Origin of the sequence: uncultured Duncaniella sp., from assembly GCF_910578445.1 — a bacterium.
Lineage (GTDB): Bacteria > Bacteroidota > Bacteroidia > Bacteroidales > Muribaculaceae > Duncaniella.
This window is the reverse complement of sequence record NZ_CAJTQC010000006.1, coordinates 24,106-44,972: the sequence shown is the minus strand read 5'-3', so window position 1 is coordinate 44,972 and position 20,867 is coordinate 24,106. Positions and strand designations below refer to the sequence as shown.

General features: G+C 52.0%; 7 protein-coding genes and 1 pseudogene. All 8 read left to right on the top strand.

The genetic code is table 11. The annotated features are described in order from the left end of the window. Nucleotides 1-8: 8 nt before the first annotated feature. Nucleotides 9-3,251 carry a glycoside hydrolase family 2 TIM barrel-domain containing protein gene (locus tag QZ311_RS04380; RefSeq protein WP_297064475.1) on the top strand — a complete coding sequence of 1,081 codons (3,243 nt, stop codon included), beginning with the start codon at nt 9-11 and terminating at the stop codon, nt 3,249-3,251. 58 nt (nt 3,252-3,309) lie between these two features. Then, nucleotides 3,310-6,150 (top strand): glycoside hydrolase family 2 TIM barrel-domain containing protein, encoded by a 2,841-nt coding sequence (locus QZ311_RS04375; RefSeq protein ID WP_297064473.1) that lies wholly within the window; start codon nt 3,310-3,312, stop codon nt 6,148-6,150. A 57-nt stretch (nt 6,151-6,207) separates the two neighbouring features. Beyond that, nucleotides 6,208-9,408: a glycosyl hydrolase gene (locus QZ311_RS04370; protein ID WP_297064679.1), complete on the top strand. Its 3,201-nt coding sequence runs from the start codon at nt 6,208-6,210 to the stop codon at nt 9,406-9,408. Between the two features lie 18 nt (nt 9,409-9,426). Continuing rightward, complete coding sequence (locus QZ311_RS04365; RefSeq protein ID WP_297064470.1) at nt 9,427-10,896, top strand: sialate O-acetylesterase; 1,470 nt, start codon at nt 9,427-9,429, stop codon at nt 10,894-10,896. A 45-nt stretch (nt 10,897-10,941) separates the two neighbouring features. Continuing rightward, on the top strand, nt 10,942-13,221 hold the full coding sequence (locus QZ311_RS04360; protein WP_297064466.1) for a DUF5703 domain-containing protein: 2,280 nt from the start codon (nt 10,942-10,944) through the stop codon (nt 13,219-13,221). A 15-nt stretch (nt 13,222-13,236) separates the two neighbouring features. Further along, entirely contained in the window at nt 13,237-15,858 is a 2,622-nt protein-coding gene (locus tag QZ311_RS04355) for a glycoside hydrolase family 2 TIM barrel-domain containing protein (RefSeq protein ID WP_297064463.1), read from the top strand. Nucleotides 15,859-15,885: 27 nt separating this feature from the next. Further along, nucleotides 15,886-17,493, top strand: a pseudogene (locus tag QZ311_RS04350) (polysaccharide lyase); the annotation flags it as partial. Nucleotides 17,494-18,293: 800 nt separating this feature from the next. Further along, nucleotides 18,294-20,696 (top strand): glycoside hydrolase family 95 protein, encoded by a 2,403-nt coding sequence (locus QZ311_RS04345; protein WP_297064675.1) that lies wholly within the window; start codon nt 18,294-18,296, stop codon nt 20,694-20,696. Nucleotides 20,697-20,867 lie beyond the last annotated feature (171 nt).

Below are 20,867 nucleotides of genomic sequence, written 5' to 3'. Positions count from 1 at the left end.
AGAATGACATGCAGATAAAACTGACAGGAGCTCTCCTGCTGATGGCATCGTCCACAGCAATGGCCGATAGCCGTCCGGCTCATGACTGGGAGAACCACCACATATTGCAGATAAACCGCGAGCCGGCCCGCGCGGCCTTCATCCCTTATGGCGATACCAAGGGGGACAGGGCGATGACACTCAACGGAGACTGGCGTTTCCACTGGTCGCCTACACCTGAAGGCCGCATAGAGAATTTTGAAAAGGCAGGCTTCGACGATTCGTCGTGGCAGAAGCTCGCTGTCCCGGCAGTGTGGGAGGTCAACGGTTACGGCACTCCTATCTATGCCTCCGCAGGCTATACATTCAAAATCAATCCACCCTTCGTGACTGATACGCCGAAGGAGAACTATACGGCATATGTAGAGCGCAATCCGACAGGCCAGTACCGCCGGTCGTTTGAAGTCCCTGCCTCATGGCTGAAGGACGGACAGACGTTCCTGCGCTTCGACGGTGCGATGAGCGCCTTCTATGTCTGGATCAACGGCAAGCGCGTCGGTTATTCGCAGGGAAGCATGGAACCGTCTGAGTTCAATGTGACTACTTATCTTCATGAAGGGAAAAATGAAATTGCTGTCGAGGTCTATAAATATAGCGACGGCTCATATCTCGAAGATCAGGACTTCTGGCGTTTTGCCGGCATACATCGTGACGTGACGCTTTTCCACACGCCGGATGTAAGACTGCGTGATTTTGCAGTGCGTACACTTCCCGACGGGAATTACCGTGACTTCGTCTTTCAGCTCGACCCGCAGTTTTCGGTCTACGACGGTGAGCGCGGGACTGACTATAAGCTTCATGTGAAGCTCGGTCAAAAGAATCTTGCCGCTGTGGTAGACACTACCGTGGTCATCAATGAAATTCTTGACCTCGACCATAAAGCTTCGGTGATGAACGAATGGTATCCGCAACGCGGCCCGCGCAAGATGGGACGAATCTCAAGTCTTGTCCGTCTTCCGAATCTCTGGACAGCCGAGACCCCGGTGCTTTATGATCTCGAACTCGAATTATGCGACGCTGACGGAAAGGTCATCGAACGCGCTGACAGCAAGGTCGGCTTCCGGAGCGTTGAGGTCAAGGACGGGCAAGTGCTGGTCAACGGTCGTCCTATCCGTTTCCGTGGCGTGAACCGCCACGAGCACGATTCGAAGACCGCCCGCGTCATGACCGACGAACTTATGATAAAGGATATCAAGCTTATGAAGCAGGCCAATGTGAATGCCGTGCGCACGAGCCACTATCCGAATGCTCCACGATGGTATGAACTTTGCGACTCGCTCGGACTCTACGTCATGGATGAGGCCGACATTGAAGAACATGGTCTTCGTGGAACTCTCGCGAGCACTCCCGACTGGCATGCGGCTTTCCTCGACAGAGCCGTGCGCATGGCCGAGCGCGACAAGAATCATCCGTCGGTTGTGTTCTGGAGCATGGGCAACGAAAGCGGTTACGGGCCTAATTTCGCTGCTATCTCGGCGTGGCTTCATGATTTTGACCCCACACGTCCTGTTCACTATGAGGGTGCTCAGGGTGTCGACGGAGAGCCTGACCCGGCCACAGTCGATATTATCAGCCGCTTCTATCCGCGCGTGATGGATGAGTATCTTAACCCCGGCATAAAAGAGGGCGAAGATAAGGAGCGTGCCGAAAACGCCCGCTGGGAGCGCCTGCTGTCAATCGCGCAGCGCACCAACGACAACCGTCCTGTACTTACGAGCGAATATGCTCATGCGATGGGTAATGCGATGGGTAATTTCGGAGAATATTGGGATGAAATCTACAGTAATCCGCGTATGGCCGGTGGCTTCATCTGGGATTGGGTTGACCAAGGCATCAGCCGTGTCCGTCCTGACGGAAAGGTCGAGATGGCCTATGGCGGAGACTTCGGCGACAAACCCAATCTGAAAGCTTTCTGCATGAACGGAGTGGTGTTTGCCGATCGTTCGCTCAATCCGAAATATTATGAGGTCAAGACAGTCTACAGTCCCGTGGCTGTCAGTCTCAAATCATATGACGCCGCTACAGGCGACGCCGTCATTGAATTCATCAACCGCAACCACCATGTCGACATGTCGGGCTATGAATGCACGTGGACACCTGTTGTCGACGGTGTGGCCGGTAAACCGGTGGCTCTCACTCTTCCCTCGCTCGCGCCGGGCAAGAGCGGTGATGTCACTGTCAATCTCAAAAAACTGAAAGTTGCTTCAAATTCCGATCTGCGTCTCAATGTAGCAGTCACGCTACGGAATGACACGGACTGGGCGTCGGCAGGTCATGAAATCGTCAGCCGTCAGCTTGCGCTTCGTGAAAATCTCCTTGGAAGCGCCAACCGTCAGCCGAAATCCGGTAAGGGACTTAAGGTTACCGAGTCAGCAGGAACGCTCGAGGTTTCCGGCCCGAAATTTACGGCCGAATGGGACAGTAAATCAGGCAATCTCGTCGCTCTTATATATAATGGTAAGAAAATCATTGAAGATTCTTATTTCCAAGCCTTCCGTGCTCCGACCGACAATGACAAGAGTTTCGGAAACTGGCTGGCCAAGGATTGGAGCAAGAACAAGATTGATTCGCCGAGTGTGAAATGCGTGTCGTTTGACACCCGCGAGGCTGATGGAACAGTAATCGTGACTTCAACCCAGAAATATTCCTACGCTGAAGGTTCGATAGAGGTCAAAAGCGACTACACCGTTTATCCTGACGGGACAGTAGATCTCGCCCAGACATACACACCGGAAGGAAATCTCCCGGAACTTCCACGTCTTGGAAGTGTGTTTGTGGCAGACAAAGCGTTTGACAATGTCGAATGGTATGGCTATGGACCGACCGAAAATTATCCCGACCGCCTTGAGGCATCCTCGATAGGCCGATGGAAGGCTAAGGTCGGCGACCAATATGTCCACTATCCGCGTCCGCAGGATTCAGGCAATCTTGAGTCGGTCGCTGAAATTTCGATAAGCGACAAGGCCGGACGAGGTCTGAAGGTCAATTCCATCGGTTCGACCATCTCAGCATCTGCACTTCCTTACTCTGTCAATGACATCTATGCGGTTTCCCACGATTGCGATTTGACAGGCAGCGGTCGGACTTATCTGAATCTTGATGCAGCCGTGATTGGGCTTGGAAACAGCAGTTGCGGTCCGGGTGTATTGAAGAAATATGCCATTCCTCATGGAGCACATACGCTGAAAGTGCGTTTTACTCCGTTGAAATGACACAATATACAATCCGAAACACAGTCTAATGAAAATAAAAAATAAATCTAACGATACAATGAAAAAATCTGTAGTAACTATCTGCTCATTGCTGGCAGGTATGACGCTGATGGGACAATCAGTGAACACCGAGCGTCAGTACCTCTCAGGAACAGGTGCAGACGATATGGTCGAATGGGACTTCATGTGTACCGACGGTAATAATTCAGGCAAATGGTCGAAAATCGGAGTACCTTCATGCTGGGAATTGCAGGGATTCGGCACATATCAGTATGGTATGAAATTTTATGGCAAAGCCTTTCCTGAAGGAGTTGCCGATGAAAAAGGTATCTATAAATATGAATTCGAACTCCCGGAGTCGTGGCGCGGAAAGCAGATCGAGCTTGTGTTTGAAGCCGCGATGACCGACACATATGTGCTCATCAATGGCCGCAAGGCCGGCTCGAAGCATCAGGGCGGTTTCTATCGTTTCATCTATGACGTGAGTGACCGTGTGTTCTTCGGCCCGAAGAAGAAAAACCGCATCGAGGTGACGGTTGAAAAAGAGAGCGAGAATGCAGGAGTCAATCTTTCAGAACGTCGTGCCGACTACTGGAATTTCGGCGGAATCTGGCGTCCTGTTTTCATGCAGGCTCGCCCGGCTCTCAACCTCAAGCATATAGCCATTGATGCGAAGGCCGATGGCAAGTTTACGGCAGACTGCACGCTGAGCATGCCTGTCGAGGGTGGAAAAATCACTACTGTCATCACAGACCGCAATGGTAAGAAGGTCGGTGAGTCGGTGACAGCGCTGCGTCCCGGTGCGGGCGACACTCAGGTCGAGGTAAAAGTCGATGCCCCCAAAACTTGGAGCGCTGAGACCCCCGAACTTTACAAGGCTGAATTCACTCTTGCCGACGCTTCAGGCAAAGTGTTGCACAAGGAAAACAAGAAATTCGGTTTCCGTACAATCGAAGTACGTGAAAGCGATGGCCTTTATATCAATGGCAAGAAAATCAACATCCGCGGTGTCAATCGTCACAGCTTCCGCCCTGAAAGCGGTCGCACTCTCAGCCGACAGATGAATCTTGAAGACGTGAAGCTCATCAAGTCGATGAACATGAACGCCGTGCGTCTGTCGCACTATCCTGCCGATCCTGAATTCTATGAAATCTGTGACTCCCTCGGCCTTTATGTAATGGACGAGCTTACGGGATGGCACGGCAAGCACGAAACCATCACCGGCCAGAAGCTTGTCAAGGAAATGGTGGAGCGCGATGTCAACCATCCTTCAATCATCTGGTGGAGCAACGGTAATGAAAAGGGCTGGAACGACGAACTCAACGGCGAATTCCACAAATATGATCCGCAGAAGCGCCCGGTGCTTCATCCGCAGGGTAATTTCGGAGGATTCGAGACAATGCACTACCGTTCCTATGGCGAAAGCCAGAACTACATGCGCCTTCCCGAAATCTTCATGCCTACCGAATTCCTCCACGGTCTTTATGACGGAGGTCACGGCGCAGGCCTCTATGACTACTGGGAAATGATGCGCAATCATCCCCGTTGTGCCGGTGGCTTCCTCTGGGTGCTTGCCGACGAGGGTGTCAAGCGTGTGGATATGGACGGATTTATCGACAACTGCGGCAACTATGGAGCTGACGGCATCGTCGGCCCTCACCATGAGAAGGAAGGCAGCTACTGGACTGTCAAGGAAGTCTGGAATCCGATACAGATAATGAACGATAAATTCACTCCTGATTTTGATGGAGCTCTCTCTGTCGAAAACCGTTATGACTTCACAAATCTCAAGGATTGCTCACTCACATGGCGACAGCTTGCCATGCCTGCTCCCGGAACAAAGGGCGATGCCCGCGTGGTTGCCGAAGGCAAGGTGAATTTCCCTGATATTCCTGCCCGCAGCAACGGTTCGGTAACCATCCCGACTCTTAAACCGGAGGCGGATGCAATCGAACTTACCGTAACTGACAACTACGGCGATGACCTCTTTACATGGTCTCATCAGATTGAGGGTAAGTCAAAGGCCGCTCAGACTGCGAAATCGGGTGTCGCTCCTTCGTGGAACGAGACAAGCGATGAGCTCACTGTCAGCGCCAACAACCGCACCTATCATTTCAGCAAGAAGAACGGTCGTCTCATTGGTGTCGATGTCAACGGACGTCGTATCGAACTGACCGATGGCCCGCGTGTGATAGTCGCCAAACGTTCTGACCGTTCGATGGACGGTTTCTATAATCATGACGATAAGGAAGCCGAGAAGAAGAAAACCCAATACACTGAATTCGATGATGCCGGTCAGTTCACCGGTATCAAGGCCGAGAAGGTAGGCAATGATGTTGTTGTCACCGCTGACTATAAGCTTGGAAACTTCGACAATGCCAAGTGGACAATCGCCCCCGACGGTAGCGCCGCTCTTGACTTCGCTTATAATTTCAATGGAGTCATCGACCTCATGGGTGTGAAGTTTGACTTCCCTGAAAACAAAGTCATCAGCAAGCGTTGGGTCGGCGACGGTCCTTACCGTGTATGGCAAAACCGTCTCCACGGTCCGCAGTATGGTGTGTGGGAAAACGACTACAACGACCCCATTCCTGCTGAAAGCTTCACTTATCCCGAATTCAAGGGCTATTTTGCCAATGTCGACTGGATGGACATCAAGACTCAGGACGGAACTATCACCATCGTCAATGAAACTCCCGACAGCTATGTCGGTGTGTATGAGCCTCGTGACGGACGCGACCACATCCTCTACAATCTTCCCAAGACAGGTATTGCAATCATGGAAGTGATTCCACCCGTCCGCAACAAGGTCAACACAACCGACCTTATCGGTCCGTCGTCACAGCCTAAATGGGTCGCAGGTCAGCGCACCGGACGCATCCTTCTTAATTTCGAATAGTCGCAGCTAAAAAATAAATAGATGAAATTACGCAGCATATTATTATCTGCAACCGCAATGCTCGCTCTCAACGTGTCGGCCGGTCCGACACTTGAGCGGGCTTTTGCCAATCCACCTTTCGAGGCCAATCCATGGTGTTTCTGGTATTGGATGTATGGCGCGGTGACAGAGGAAGGCATCAAGGCCGATCTTGAAGCCATGAAACAGGTCGGATTGGGCGGAACGTATCTCATGCCGATCAAATCGGTCGAGGCCGGAGCGCAGTATGAGGGAAAAGCACCTCAGCTCTCTCCGGAATGGTGGCGTCTTGTCGGCCGCAGTATGGAGATTGCCGACAGTCTCGGTCTGAAACTCGGCATGCATATATGCGACGGTTTTGCTCTTGCCGGAGGTCCTTGGATAAGTCCTGCCGAGTCGATGCAGAAAGTTGTCACCGCCGACACTATTATTAAAGGTGGCACTGTCGAGAATCTCATTCTGCCCATACCTGAAAATTATAAAGGATATTATGAGGATATAGCGATTCTCGCGATGCCGGTCAAAGGCCGTAAGATTGCGGAACGACCTAAAATTACAGTCGGAAATGTCGATGCCGTAGTCCCGCAAGGGAAGGGAGTCAACATTGATGAAAAGGGTGTGATACGGTCGTCTGTTCCGTGCTGGATACAGTATGAGTATTCAGAGCCGGTTGATGTCGACAATGTCGAGATAATCCTTTCCGGCAACAATTATCAGGCTCATCGTCTGAAAATTTATGCGAGCAACGACGGAAAATATTTTCAGGAAGTGAAGCAATTGCAGCCTGCGCGTCAGGGCTGGCAGAATACGGATGCCCAGAGCACGCATGCGATTCCTCCGACAAAAGCAAAGTATTTCCGCTTTGACTGGACTCCGGCAGGAAGTGAGCCCGGAAACGAGGATATGGATGCTGCAAAATGGAAACCCAATCTCAAGATAAAGGAGATTGTGCTCAGCGGTGAGCCTAAACTCAACCAGTGGGAAGGCAAGGCCGGTCTTGTGTGGCGTGTAGCCCCCGAGACCACAGCGACGGAGATTCCGGCTGAACTGTGTGTGAAAAAAGAGGAGATTATCGACCTTACATCTCAGTTGCGCAACGGTGCGCTCTCGGCCTCACTGCCTGAAGGTGAGTGGCGCATCATGCGTATAGGGCATACCTCGACCGGCCACACTAATGCAACCGGCGGTGCAGGTCAGGGTCTCGAAGTCGACAAGTTCAGCCGGGAAGGAGTGGCAAAGCAGTTTGACAACTGGTTTGGCCAGGCATTCGTGAAGACGAACCCGGAGATTGCCAAAAAAGTGCTCAAATATATGCACGTCGACAGCTGGGAATGCGGTAGCCAAAACTGGAGCGACAACTTCGCAGCTGAGTTCAAGCGTCGCCGTGGCTACGACATCATGCCTTATCTTCCATTGTTTGCCGGTGTGCCTGTCGACGATGTGGTTACTTCTGAGAAGGTGCTCCGCGATGTCCGCACTACTATTGCCGAACTTGTGGTCGATGTGTTCTATGATGTCCTTGCCGAGAAGGCAAAAGAATATGACTGCCTTTTCTCTGCCGAATGTGTTTCGCCGACTATGGTCAGCGACGGCATGATGCACTATCAGGCCGTGGACTTCCCGATGGGTGAGTTCTGGCTCAACAGCCCTACGCATGACAAGCCCAACGATATGATCGACGCTATCCACGGTGGTCATGTCTATGGCAAGAATATCATTCAGGCAGAGGGATTCACCGAGTTGCGCGGAACATGGGACGAGACACCTGCCACGCTCAAGACACTCCTTGACCGTAACTATGCGCTCGGAATCAATAGGATTTTCTATCACGTCAATACTCACAATCCTTATCTGGATAAAAAGCCGGGCATGACTCTCGATGGAATCGGTCTCTTTTTCCAACGCGACAACACTTGGTTTGCCGACGGTGGAAAGGGTCTTACCGACTATATGCGCCGTGCGCAGGCTCTTTTGCAATATGGAACTCCTATGACTGACATTGCCGTGTTTACCGGCGAGGAGATTCCTCGACGTGCCGTGTTGCCCGACCGTCTTGTGCCATCGCTTCCCGGAATTTTCGGTGCTGAACGTGTCGAATCCGAGCGTGTGCGTCTGGCCAACGTGGGACAACCGCTGCGCACCAAGCCTGTAGGTGTTTCTCACTCAGCCAATATGGCCGACCCTGAAAAATGGGTCAACCCGATGCGTGGCTACAACTATGATTCAATGAACAAGGATGCGCTCCTGCGTCTGGCAAAGGCTGAAAACGGTCGCCTGACTCTTCCGGGTGGTGCTTCTTACCGTGTGCTGGTGCTCCCGATGGCACATCCGCTAATGCCCGACACGACACTCAGCCCTGAGGTGAGGGCAAAGGTCGCCGAGTTGGTCAAAGCCGGTGTAGTCGTTCCGCAGCTGCCTTATGTGAATGATGATTTCTCGGCTTATGGTCTCGAACGCGATGTAGTCGTGCCGGAAAATGTGGCGTGGACTCACCGCCGTCATGACGGTGACAATGTTGACCTCTATTTCATATCGAATCAGGAGGAGCAGCCGAGAGAATTTACCGCCTCATTCCGTGTGTCAGGCCGTGTGCCCGAGCTATGGAATCCGATGACAGGAACTATTGACCGGAATCTTGACTGGACAAGCGCAAATGGCCGCACTGATGTGAAAATGAATCTTGACGGTGCTGAATCAGGCTTTATCGTGTTCCGCGAGCCGACCAATGCGACTTCAGGGACGGCTTCTGTTACAAAGGAAACTAAAACTGTGCTGAAGCCTTCAAAGTGGGCAGTCGAATTTAAGACAACAGGTCGTAAGGTTGAGAGTCCGGAACTCTTTGACTGGACTTCCGCGTCGGATGATGATATCCGCTATTATTCGGGAACAGCTGTCTACTCAACTACATTCAAAGCTCCGAAATTTTCCAAGGACGACCGTGTGGTGCTTAATCTTGAAGGTCTGTATGATGTGGCTACCGTCAAGGTCAACGGTAAGGAATGCGGCATAGTCTGGACTGCACCTTACACCGTCGACATTACCGATGCGGTCAAGAAGGGACGCAACAATCTTACGATTGATGTCACCAACACATGGGCCAACGCTCTTCTTGGTGCGGATAACGGCAAAGCTCCTTTCGATGGAATATGGACAAACGGTAAATATCGTCGTCCTGAGGCGGCATTGATACCTGCGGGACTGACAGGTCCGGTCTCGGTAAGTGTGATTTCAGAAAAATAAAACATAGATATTTCACAGATGAAAAACAATAATAGTTCCTTGTATAAAGGATTAAGTCTCGCTGCTTTCCTTACGCTCGGCCTTATGGCAGAGGCTGAGGTCAAGATGCCTGCGTTTTTTGGCGACAACATGGTGATGCAGCAGAATGCCGATGCAAAAATGTGGGGCACAGCCAAGGCATCGTCAACCGTTACTGTCACACCCGGATGGACTTCGGAAGTCTACAAAACAAAAGCCGGGAAAGATGGTAAATGGAAAATTACAATTCCCACTCCTTCAGCCGGAGGGCCTTATACCGTCACTGTCAGCGACGGTAGCCCCATGACGCTCAACAATGTGATGCTTGGTGAAGTGTGGCTTTGTTCAGGACAGAGCAACATGGAGATGCCGATGAAAGGATTTAAGAATCAGCCGGTAGAGGGTGCGAATATGGCCACACTGAAAAGCCGTAACCCTAATATCCGTCTTTTTACCGTCAAGCGCAATTCATCAACCGTTCCTGTCGACGATGTGACCGGCTCATGGGCTGAGGCTTCGCCTGAAAGTGTAAGAAATTTCAGTGCCACGGCCTATTTCTTCGGACGTCAGATAGAGGATATGCTCGATGTTCCTGTCGGTCTTGTTGTCGTGGCATGGGGCGGTTCGGCTTGCGAAGCGTGGATGAACGACGATATGCTTCAGGCCTTTCCGGAAGCAGCAGCTAAAATCCCTGCCGTTGATGGCAAGATTCCTTCAAAAAACCGCACTCCGAGTGTGCTTTTCAAAGGCATGCTTAATCCGCTTATCGGTATGGCCATGCGTGGTGTCATCTGGTATCAGGGCGAGGACAACTGGAATCGCGCGCATACCTACACCGACATGTTCTCGACCATGATAAAGGGGTGGCGCAATCTCTGGGGACAGGGTGAGTTTCCGTTCTATTATTGCCAGATCGCGCCTTATGATTATGCGATTATAACCGAACCGGGTAAGGAAATTATCAATTCGGCTTATCTTCGCGAGGCTCAGGCACGTGTCGAGCATATTGTCCCAAATACAGGCATGGCAGTGCTGATGGACGCCGGTTGGTCAGAGGGAATCCATCCTCCGAAAAAGCAGATTCCCGGCGAGCGTCTTGCGCTTCTTGCTCTCAACAAGACTTATGGTATCAAGGGCATAGGTGCTGAAAGCCCCGTCTATAAATCGATGGAGGTGAAGGGCGACACTGTTATTGTTAGCTTTGACCGTGCTCCCGAATGGATTGCCGGAAAGCAGAGCTTCGAGTCGAAGCAGTTTAAGCTTGCCGGTGAGGACCGTGTGTTCCATCCGGCCAAAGCTTGGATATCGCGTAGTAAAGTTATGGTGAAGAGCGATAAAGTTCCTCATCCTGTGGCTGTTCGCTATGCGTTTGAGAATGCTTCGGAAGGAGATTTGTTCAGCACCGACGGCCTCCCCGTTTCATCGTTCCGTTCGGATGACTGGCCTGACGATAGACCGATTAAAGAATAATTCGGTTGGTTATCAGCCTTAAACAGCCTATAAAATAATTGTATTATGAAAAGACGAGTGCTACTGCCTGTCCTTTTGGCCTCAGCCATCACGATGACTGCCAATGTTCCTGCCGATTATGTGTGGGACAGCATGAGCCACGACTCATCGGCTTCAATGCCGGTGGGTGGCGGTGACATCGGGATGAATCTGTGGGCCGAGGACGGTGATGTGCTTTTTTACATAAGTCGCAGCGGTGCATACGACGAAAACAATACCCTTCTGAAACAGGGGCGTGTGCGCTTGCATATACCCGGCGACGGGACAGCTCCGTTCTCCCAGCGCCTGAAACTTGAGGAAGGCTATTGCGAACTCATGGTCAACGGCTCGAAGGTCACAGTGTGGGCCGATGTGTTCCGCCCGGTGATTCACGTTGAGGTGGAGAGCCCAAAGGCTGTCTCGCCTGAGTTGAGTTATGAAAGCTGGCGCTATGCCGACCGTCCTTTCAAGAAAGGGGAGGGACGGCAGAACTCGTGGAAATGGTCGTCGCCAAAAAATCTCGTCACGACCCGCGATTCAATCAAGGCTGGTGAGCGCGAAGTCACCTTCTTCCACCGCAATCCTGAGACTACGGTGTTTGACGTTACGGTGACCCGCGAAGGTCTCGATTCAGTCAAGTCACAGCTGTGGAATCCGCTTGCCGGACTGATTTCAGGTGGTCGTCTGAAAGGCGACAACCTGCGGTTTACCGGTGTCAGCGATGGCGTATATGACGGCACTGATTTCCGCTCATGGAATTTCACCGCCGCCAAGCCTGCGAAGAAGTTTGATTTCACCATCAGCCTCCACAACGCTCAGACCTCTGTTGACGAGTGGCAGGATGCGCTTGAAAGCCTTGAGCGCTCTGTCAGACTCCGCGACGACCGAACCAAATCGCGCGGATGGTGGCGCGACTACTGGAAGCGCAGCTACATAGCCTCGCCGACGGATGCCGACTCTGTTGTCGGCCGTATGGCTCAGAACTATACGCTCTTCCGCTATATGCTCGGATGTAACGCCTACGGTGCAGAACCGACAAAGTTCAATGGCGGACTTTTCACGTTTGACCCGCATCATGTCAAGGCAACCGAGACATTCACGCCCGACTATCGTAATTGGGGTGGTGGCACGATGACAGCGCAAAATCAGCGTCTGGTCTATTGGCCGATGCTCAAAAGCGGTGATTTTGACATGATGAAGCCTCAGTTTGATTTTTATAACCGCATGCTCTCGAATGCAGAACTGAGGTCGCGTGTCTATTGGAATCACGACGGGGCATGCTTCGCCGAGCAGATTGAATTGTTCGGTCTGCCAAACATGATGGAGTATGGCACTAAACGTCCGGCATACGCCGACCCCGGTGTCGAATACAACGCATGGCTCGAATATGAGTGGGACACTGTGCTCGAATTCTGCCAGATGATGCTTGAAAGCGCGCGCTATGCCGGGACTGACATTTCGGCCTACCGTCCGCTGATTGAAAGTTCGCTGACTTTTTTCGACGAGCATTACCGCTATCTCGCCTCGCGTCGTGGAAGCAAGAGCCTTGACGGCGATGGGAAACTCATACTTTTCCCCGGTTCGGGTTGCGAAACCTACAAGATGACCAACAATGCCTCATCGACTGTCGCTGCCCTGCGGAGAGTGACAGGCGACTATATCGGTTATCTCAAATCGCAGGGCGATACTGCTGTCGCAAAGTGGAATACACTCCTCGGGAGTATTCCTGAGATTCCTCACCGCTATCTTGACGGACATATTATGATTTCTCCGGCCAAGACATGGGAGCGAATAAACAACGTGGAGACTCCTCAGCTCTATCCCGTCTGGCCGTGGCGCTTCTATGGAGCGACCGTCAGTGACAGCTCGCATCTAGATATTGCCCGCAACACCTATCTCTATGACCCCGATGCATTGCGTTTCCGCTCGACCACGGGCTGGAAGCAGGACAACATCTGGGCTGCATGTCTGGGGCTTACCGACGAGGCTTTTGAACTCAACTCGCAGAAGTGGGCCAATGGTTCTCATCGTTTCCCTGCTTTCTTCGGGCCGGGATACGACTGGACTCCTGACCACAACTGGGGTGGAAGTGCCATGATCGGGCTACAGGAAATGCTCATGCAGACCAACGGTGATGAAATCCATCTCTTCCCGGCGTGGCCGTTAAGCCGCGACATCAGTTTCAAGCTTCATGCTCCGGCAAACACTACTGTCGAAGCTGAGTTGAAAGGCGGGAAACTAACGAAACTTGTCGTGACTCCGGCCGAACGTGCCGCCGACATAGTTTTGCCAACAGAACTGAAATAAAAAATGACTTGTAACATGAAAATACTTGCAACTATCCTATCATTCCTGCTCCTTCCGTCCGTGGCTGTCGCCTCGGACAAGGTGACACCGCAGGAGATTTCTGTTGCCGGATTTTTTCCGATAGAGGATTCCGGCCGACAGGTCTATGACTTCAATAACGGCTGGCGCTACCATCTTGGCGACGTGGCCGACGGACAGGCCGTCGGGCTTGACGATTCCAAATGGGAAGTCGTGTCGACTCCCCACACCGTAGAGCTGCTTCCGGCCGAAGGGAGCGGATGTCGCAACTATCAGGGTGTGGCGTGGTATCGCAAACATTTCGTGATGCCTGCTGATACCAAAGGAAAGGATGTGGCGCTTCACTTCGAGGCCGTCATGGGCAAACAGAAATTCTTTGTCAACGGCAAGGAGGTCAAGGCTAATTTCGGAGGTTATCTTCCGGTCACAATCTCGCTCACCGAGGCCGGTGTGCAGCCCGGCGACAGCTGTGTGGTTGCCGTGATGGCCGACAATAGCGACGACAAGAGTTTCCCTCCCGGAAAACCGCAGCACTCGCTCGACTTTGCCTATCATGGCGGCATCTATCGCGACGTGTGGATGATAGCCAAATCGCCGGTTGCCATAACCGATGCCGTCGAGGCCAACCGAGTGGCTGGCGGTGGAGTCTTTGTGCATTTCGACAAGGTTTCCGACAAGAGCGCCGATGTGATTGTCAATACCGACGTAGCCAACAGTGGCGATAAGTCGCGTAAGGTCTATGTCGAGACCTCGCTGATAGACCCCGAAGGCAAGCTTATCCAGAAAATCAGCAACTCTGCCATTACGCTAAAGCCCGGTCAGACCAAGACTGTCGCACAGACATTCCATGTCAGGAATCCGCAGCTGTGGAGTCCCGACAGCCCCACGCTCTATCGCATAGAGTCGCGTGTCAAGGATGGTAAAGAAACTGTTGACGGAGGCGCGACACGTGTCGGCATACGCTATTTCGAGTTTGACGGCGACAAAGGCTTCATCCTCAATGGCAAGCCTTTCGGTCAGCTTGTCGGAGCAAACCGTCATCAGGATTTTGCCTATGTGGGCAACGCTGTCCCTAATTCGCAGCAATGGCGCGACGCAAAACGCCTGCGTGACGCAGGCTGCCGTATTATCCGTGTGGCTCACTATCCGCAAGACCCCTCGTTTATGGATGCCTGCGACGAACTCGGAATGTTTGTCATCGTGGCTACACCCGGATGGCAGTTCTGGAACAAAGACCCAAAATTTGCCGAGAAAGTCCATCAGAATACCCGCGAAATCATCCGTCGCGACCGCAACCATCCCTCGGTGCTGATGTGGGAACCAATTCTCAACGAGACACGCTATCCCGAAAACTTCTCGCTCGAAGCGCTTCAGATCACCAAGGATGAATATCCCTATCCGGGACGCCCGATTGCCGCTGCCGACATGCACTCTGCGGGCGTAAAGGAAAACTATGATCTCGTCTATGGCTGGCCCGGCGACGATGAAAAGGCCGATGCTCCGCGTCAGAACATCTTCACCCGTGAATTTGGCGAGAATGTCGATGACTGGTATGCCCACAACAACGACAACCGTGCATCGCGCAGCTGGGGCGAGCGCCCGATGAAGGTGCAGGCGCTTTCACTTGCCAAGACCTACGACGGTCTCTATCGCACTACTGGCAAATTTATCGGTGGCGCTCAGTGGCATCCGTTTGACCATCAGCGTGGCTATCACCCCGATCCATACTGGGGAGGCATCTACGACGCGTTCCGTCAGCCAAAGTATGCCTACCACATGTTCCGCAGTCAGACATCCCACGACCTCAAGCACCCGACAGCCGAGTCAGGTCCGATGGTCTATATTATGCACGAAATGACACAGTTCTCAGACCCCGACGTTGTCGTGTTCAGCAACTGTGACTCTGTGCGTCTCTCAATCTACGACGGAGCGAAGTCTTGGACTCTCCCGGTGATTCACCGTGAAGGCGGAATGCCGTCAGCTCCTGTGGTCTTCGAAAATGTATGGGACTTCTGGGAAGCACGTAACTATAGCTATACAAATAAGAACTGGCAGGCTGTCAATATGGTGGCCGAGGGTATAGTCGACGGCAAGGTCGTTGCGACCGAGAGGAAGATGCCTTCGCGACGTTCGACCAAACTCCGTCTCTATGCCGACTGGGAAGGCAAACCCCTTGTGGCCGACGGTTCTGATTTTATAGTCGTGGTTGCCGAGGTTACAGACGACAATGGCAATGTGCGTCGTCTGGCCAAGGAAAACATCGTGTTTGAGGTTGAGGGCGAAGGCGAGATTATCGGGGATGCCTCCATCCATGCCAATCCGCGTCCGGTGGAGTGGGGCTCAGCTCCCGTGCTCATCCGTTCGACCCGCACTCCGGGCAAAATCAAGATAAAGGCCCGCGTAGAAGCTCCCGGAACTCATGCTCCGACACCTGCTGAACTCGAGATAGAGAGTGTTCCGGCGGCTATCCCCGCTCTCTATAGCGACCAGCGCAAGGCCGGTGCGTCGATTAAGCGTCAGAATACCGATGTGAATGCTCCCTCACTGTCAGAAGAAGAGAAGCGTAAAATCCTTGAGGAAGTCGACCTGCAGCAGCAAGAATTCGGCATTCAGAAATAAGAATCTTATAGAAACATGTATAAAGATATGAAGAAAACAGCAGTGATAGTACTTGCGGCTATGGCAACGATGGACATAGCTGCCCAGTATCCTACAATTCCTGATTCAATCAAGGCCCGTGCAGCCCGTCAGGAGGCAGAATGGGATGCCCATTCCGACAAGGCTTGGGCTGAGGCCTATCCGATAGTGATGAAAGAGGAGGCCGAGAACGGCCGTCCATACCGTCCGTGGGCATCGAAGCCTGAGGACCTTATAAAAGCCGACATCGTGGCCTTTCCCGGTGCTGAAGGTGGCGGTGCTTATACTCCCGGCGGACGCGGCGGCAAGGTGTATGTCGTGACATCGCTTGCCGACAGTGGCCCCGGCACTCTTCGTGAGGCCTGTGAGAAGGGTGGAGCGCGCACAATCGTGTTTAATGTCGCAGGTGTCATCAAACTGAACTCTCCCATCACTGTCCGCGCGCCCTACATCACCATACTCGGTCAGACAGCTCCCGGCGACGGTGTCTGCGTGACCGGTGCATCATTCCTCATTGACACTCACGACGTGATTATCCGCCACATGCGCTTCCGCCGTGGTGCTCAGGATGTCGCTTTCCGTGACGACGCTCTCGGTGGCAATGCCGTGGGCAACATAATCCTCGATCATGTGTCGGGTTCATGGGGTCTTGACGAAAACATGTCGATCTACCGTCACGTCTACAACCGCAATCCGGAGACAGGCAAAGGCGAGAAGCTCCCGACTGTCAATATCACAATCCAGAACTCGATTTTCTCCGAGGCGCTTGACCTCTATAACCATGCCTTCGGTGCGACTATCGGTGGCCACAACAGCACCTTTGCACGCAACCTTTTCGCATCAAACATCTCGCGTAACTGCTCAATCGGCATGGATGAAGATTTCAACTTCATCAACAACGTAACCTACAACTGGTGGAATCGTTCGGTCGATGGCGGTGACCACACAAGCCGTCTCAACATCATCAACAACAACTTCAAGCCCGGACCTATCACCGAAACCAATTCGGCTGACGCTCCCATCCGCTACCGCATTGTCAAGATGGAAGCCGGACGCGACAAGGCTTTCAAAGACAAGTTTGGCAAGGCCTATGTCAGCGGCAACAAGGTGTGGGGCAACGACAAGGTGACTGCCGACAACTGGGCCGGAGGTGTGCAGATCTACAATGGTCCTGTGCCTTCTGAGCGCATTGCAGAGCTTAAGGCCGACGCTCCTTTCCCTATGGCCGATGTGACCATTATGGAGACCGCTCCCGCCTATGAATATGTGCTTAAGAATGCCGGTGCTACCAAGCCCAAGCGTGATGCCGTCGACGCGCGTGTCATCAAGACCGTGAAGACCGGCAAGGCTATTTATGAGAAGGATGCCGACAAGTACACCTGCTCCACTCCCTACGTGAAGCGCCGTCTGCCTTCCGACTCTTATAAAAACGGTATTATCACCGACCCGCGTCAGGTTGGCGGACTTCCCGAATACAAGGGTAAACCCCGCGTTGACAGCGACAACGACGGTCTGCCCGACGCATGGGAGAAGAAACATGGTCTCAATCCCAACGACCCGACCGACTCAGCAAAGGATTCGGGCAACGGCTACACATGGATTGAGGTATATGCCAATGAGCTTGCTAAATAAGTCATAGGAATTATAATGAAAAATACTCCGTCGTAATAGATTCTATTATGGCGGAGTATTTTTTTATATGATGTCTCTTCTTCCTGTCAAATGGAGGATATTGCATGGTTTGACAGGAATACCAATCCCCATATTAGAAGTACGAATAATATTATGGTCAGTTGTTGGTAACATTTCTGACGGATGCAAAAATAGACTGAAGCTATGACAAAGACTGCCACAGATGCAATGGCCATTACAATAGCCCATGTCAGATAAGATTTTTGGATTATCATCACAGCATAGGCGATAAATACGGGTATCAATAGCAAGCACAGCTGATTTAAAGTCGGATTCTCGATTTTTTCATTTTTCGTAGGGGGTTATGCTGAGGTGGGTTTTATCGGGATAGTGACTGACATCTGGATTCTTGTCTAATGTGTAAAAGTCTATGCTATAAAAACAATCCGGTTGTGAAAAAAGTTTAAAAAATTATGGATGCGGCAAGAGTAAAAGACGACTTACAGAGGGGGGAATCATTGATGTGGAAGGGGAGACGGAATGGTCTGAAATACAAAAAGTGTAAAATATACACTTAAAATCAATGCTTTTAGCTCCGAGACCTGTCACGAAAGGTCGTCTTGCTACCCTATTGAAATTTGCTTCTGCCTCATAATCTTGTAGATTACAGTAAAATGATTTTACAATAAGATTTGTAGGAATGAAGGAAAAGCACTATCTTTGTTTACCCAAAATTATCTTCCATGAAAGTACTTTCGAAACAACTAATCATTACCGCAATCGCAATGATGGCGCTTGATGCTTCAGCATCGCAAGAACACAAGTTATGGTACGACAAGCCGGCTCAGGTCTGGACTGAGGCGTTGCCTCTCGGCAACGGCCGTCTCGGAGCTATGGTCTATGGCAATCCCGGAGCTGAGCAGATTCAGCTCAACGAGGAGACTATCTGGGCCGGACAGCCGAACAACAATGCCAATCCGGAAGCATTGGAGTGGATTCCGAAAATCCGCCAGCTTGTGTTTGAAGGCAAATATCGCGAGGCTCAGGACATGGCTACGGCTCATGTCAAGTCAAAGACCAACCAAGGCATGCCTTATCAGCCTTTCGGCGATCTCCGCATCACTTTTCCCGGCCATACACGTTATGAGAACTACTACCGCGAGCTGAGCCTCGATTCGGCTCGCACGGTTGTTAAATATAAAGTCGACGGTGTGAATTTCACACGTGAGACATTCACTTCTTTCCCGGATCAGGTGGTTATCACCCGAATTACAGCCGACAAGCCCGGAAGTGTGACATTCAACGCGTCGCTCACTTCGCCACACCCCGATGTGATGATTACCTCCGAGGGCAACGACATCACTCTTAGCGGAGTCGGCTCGAATCACGAGGGGCTCAAAGGCAAAGTAGAGTTTCAGGGCAGGGCGACCGCTGTCAATAAAGGCGGACGCATGTCGTCACGCGACGGTGTGATTTCAGTAGAGAATGCCGATGAGGCGGTCATCTATACGTCCATCGCCACAAACTTCAACGATTATACAGATATTTCAGGCGATGAGGAAGCCCGCAGCAAGGAATATCTTGCCAATGCGCTCACCAAGCCTTACGACAAGGCCAAAAAAGAGCATGTTGATTTCTATCAGAAGCAGATTGGGACTTCGACCCTCGACCTCGGCGATGACAAATATGCCGACGTTCCAACCGACATTCGCATCGAGCGCTTCAAGGACACTCACGACAATCAGCTTGTGGCCAACTACTACAAGTTTGGCCGCTACCTGCTCGTCAGCAGTTCCCAGCCCGGCGGTCAGGCTGCGAACCTTCAGGGTATCTGGAACGATAAGATGTTCCCGTCGTGGGATAGCAAATACACCTGCAACATCAACCTTGAAATGAACTACTGGCCTGCAGAGGTCACCAATCTCACGGAACTTAACGAACCGCTGTTCCGTCTCATCAAGGAAGTGAGCAAGACTGGAGCAGAGACTGCCAAAATCATGTATGGCGCTCCGGGCTGGGTGCTTCACCACAACACCGACATCTGGCGTGTGACAGGTTCTATCGACAATGCTCCCTCTGGCATGTGGATGAGTGGCGGCGCATGGCTCTGCCGTCATCTGTGGGAACACTATCTCCACACAGGCGACATCGAATTTCTCCGTGAGGCATATCCCATCATGAAGGGTGCGGGAGAGTTCTTTGATGCCACAATGGTCTATGAACCTCAGAGCGGCATGCTCGTGGTCGCTCCGAGCAACTCTCCTGAAAATGCCCCCAAAGGCCACAACGCGACCACAACAGCCGGAACTACGATGGACAATCAGCTCGTCACCGAACTTTGGAACAATATCATCACAGCTGCTACCATCCTCGATACCGACAAGGAGTTTGCCGACCGTCTTAAAATCCGTGTGAATGAAATCTCACCGATGCGCATCGGCAAGTGGGGACAGCTTCAGGAATGGATGGGCGACTGGGATAATCCCCAAGACAACCACCGTCATGTCTCGCATCTCTATGGCATGTATCCTGCCAACCAGATTTCTCCCTTCCGCACTCCCGAGCTCTTCGATGCGGCGCGCACATCGCTCATCCACCGCGGAGACCCTTCAACCGGATGGAGCATGGGATGGAAGGTGTGTCTGTGGGCGCGAATGCTCGACGGCGACCATGCCTATAAACTGATAACCGACCAGCTGACACTCGTGCGCAACGAAAAGAAGAAAGGCGGAACATATCCCAACTTCTTCGATGCTCACCCGCCGTTCCAGATCGACGGTAATTTCGGATGTGTAGCCGGTATAGCCGAAATGCTCATGCAAAGCCACGATGGATTTATCTATCTTCTTCCGGCACTTCCATCGGTATGGCCCGACGGTGAAGTCACCGGTCTCGTGTCACGTGGAGGTTTTGTGATAGACATGTCATGGAAAAACGGACGCATTGAAAAAGTGACCATCAAATCGACCATCGGAGGAAATTGCCGTCTGCGCACACTGACTCCAATCAAGGGCAAGGGGCTCAAATCGGCCAAAGGCGAGAATGGCAATGCGCTGTTTGCTGTCAACGACGGTCTCGCACCGATTATCAGTCCTGATGCGAAGCTTAATCCTGTTGAGCTGAAGAAAACCTATCTTTACGATCTTCCGACAAAAGCAGGCGAGACCTACACTCTGTTCGGAAAGTGATAATTGAACTATGTGACGTCTTTGCAGGGACGCTTTAAAAAACATCGTCAGCGTCAATCAGTTGCATCAATCAAAATCAACGTTAATTCCGTCCATGAGGCTACGGCCTTGTGGATGGAGGCGTTTTAAAGACCGTCCCTGCAATTTCGTCGGCAATATTTTCGCTCCGGC

What these genes read in the sequence shown, in the direction of transcription:
- QZ311_RS04360 (WP_297064466.1), top strand. Translation starts at nt 10,942, where the DNA reads ATGAAAAGACGAGTGCTACTGCCTGTCCTTTTGGCCTCAGCCATCACG.
- QZ311_RS04370 (WP_297064679.1), top strand. Translation starts at nt 6,208, where the DNA reads ATGCTCGCTCTCAACGTGTCGGCCGGTCCGACACTTGAGCGGGCTTTT.
- QZ311_RS04365 (WP_297064470.1), top strand. Translation starts at nt 9,427, where the DNA reads ATGAAAAACAATAATAGTTCCTTGTATAAAGGATTAAGTCTCGCTGCT.
- QZ311_RS04345 (WP_297064675.1), top strand. Translation starts at nt 18,294, where the DNA reads ATGATGGCGCTTGATGCTTCAGCATCGCAAGAACACAAGTTATGGTAC.
- QZ311_RS04380 (WP_297064475.1), top strand. Translation starts at nt 9, where the DNA reads ATGCAGATAAAACTGACAGGAGCTCTCCTGCTGATGGCATCGTCCACA.
- QZ311_RS04355 (WP_297064463.1), top strand. Translation starts at nt 13,237, where the DNA reads ATGAAAATACTTGCAACTATCCTATCATTCCTGCTCCTTCCGTCCGTG.
- QZ311_RS04375 (WP_297064473.1), top strand. Translation starts at nt 3,310, where the DNA reads ATGAAAAAATCTGTAGTAACTATCTGCTCATTGCTGGCAGGTATGACG.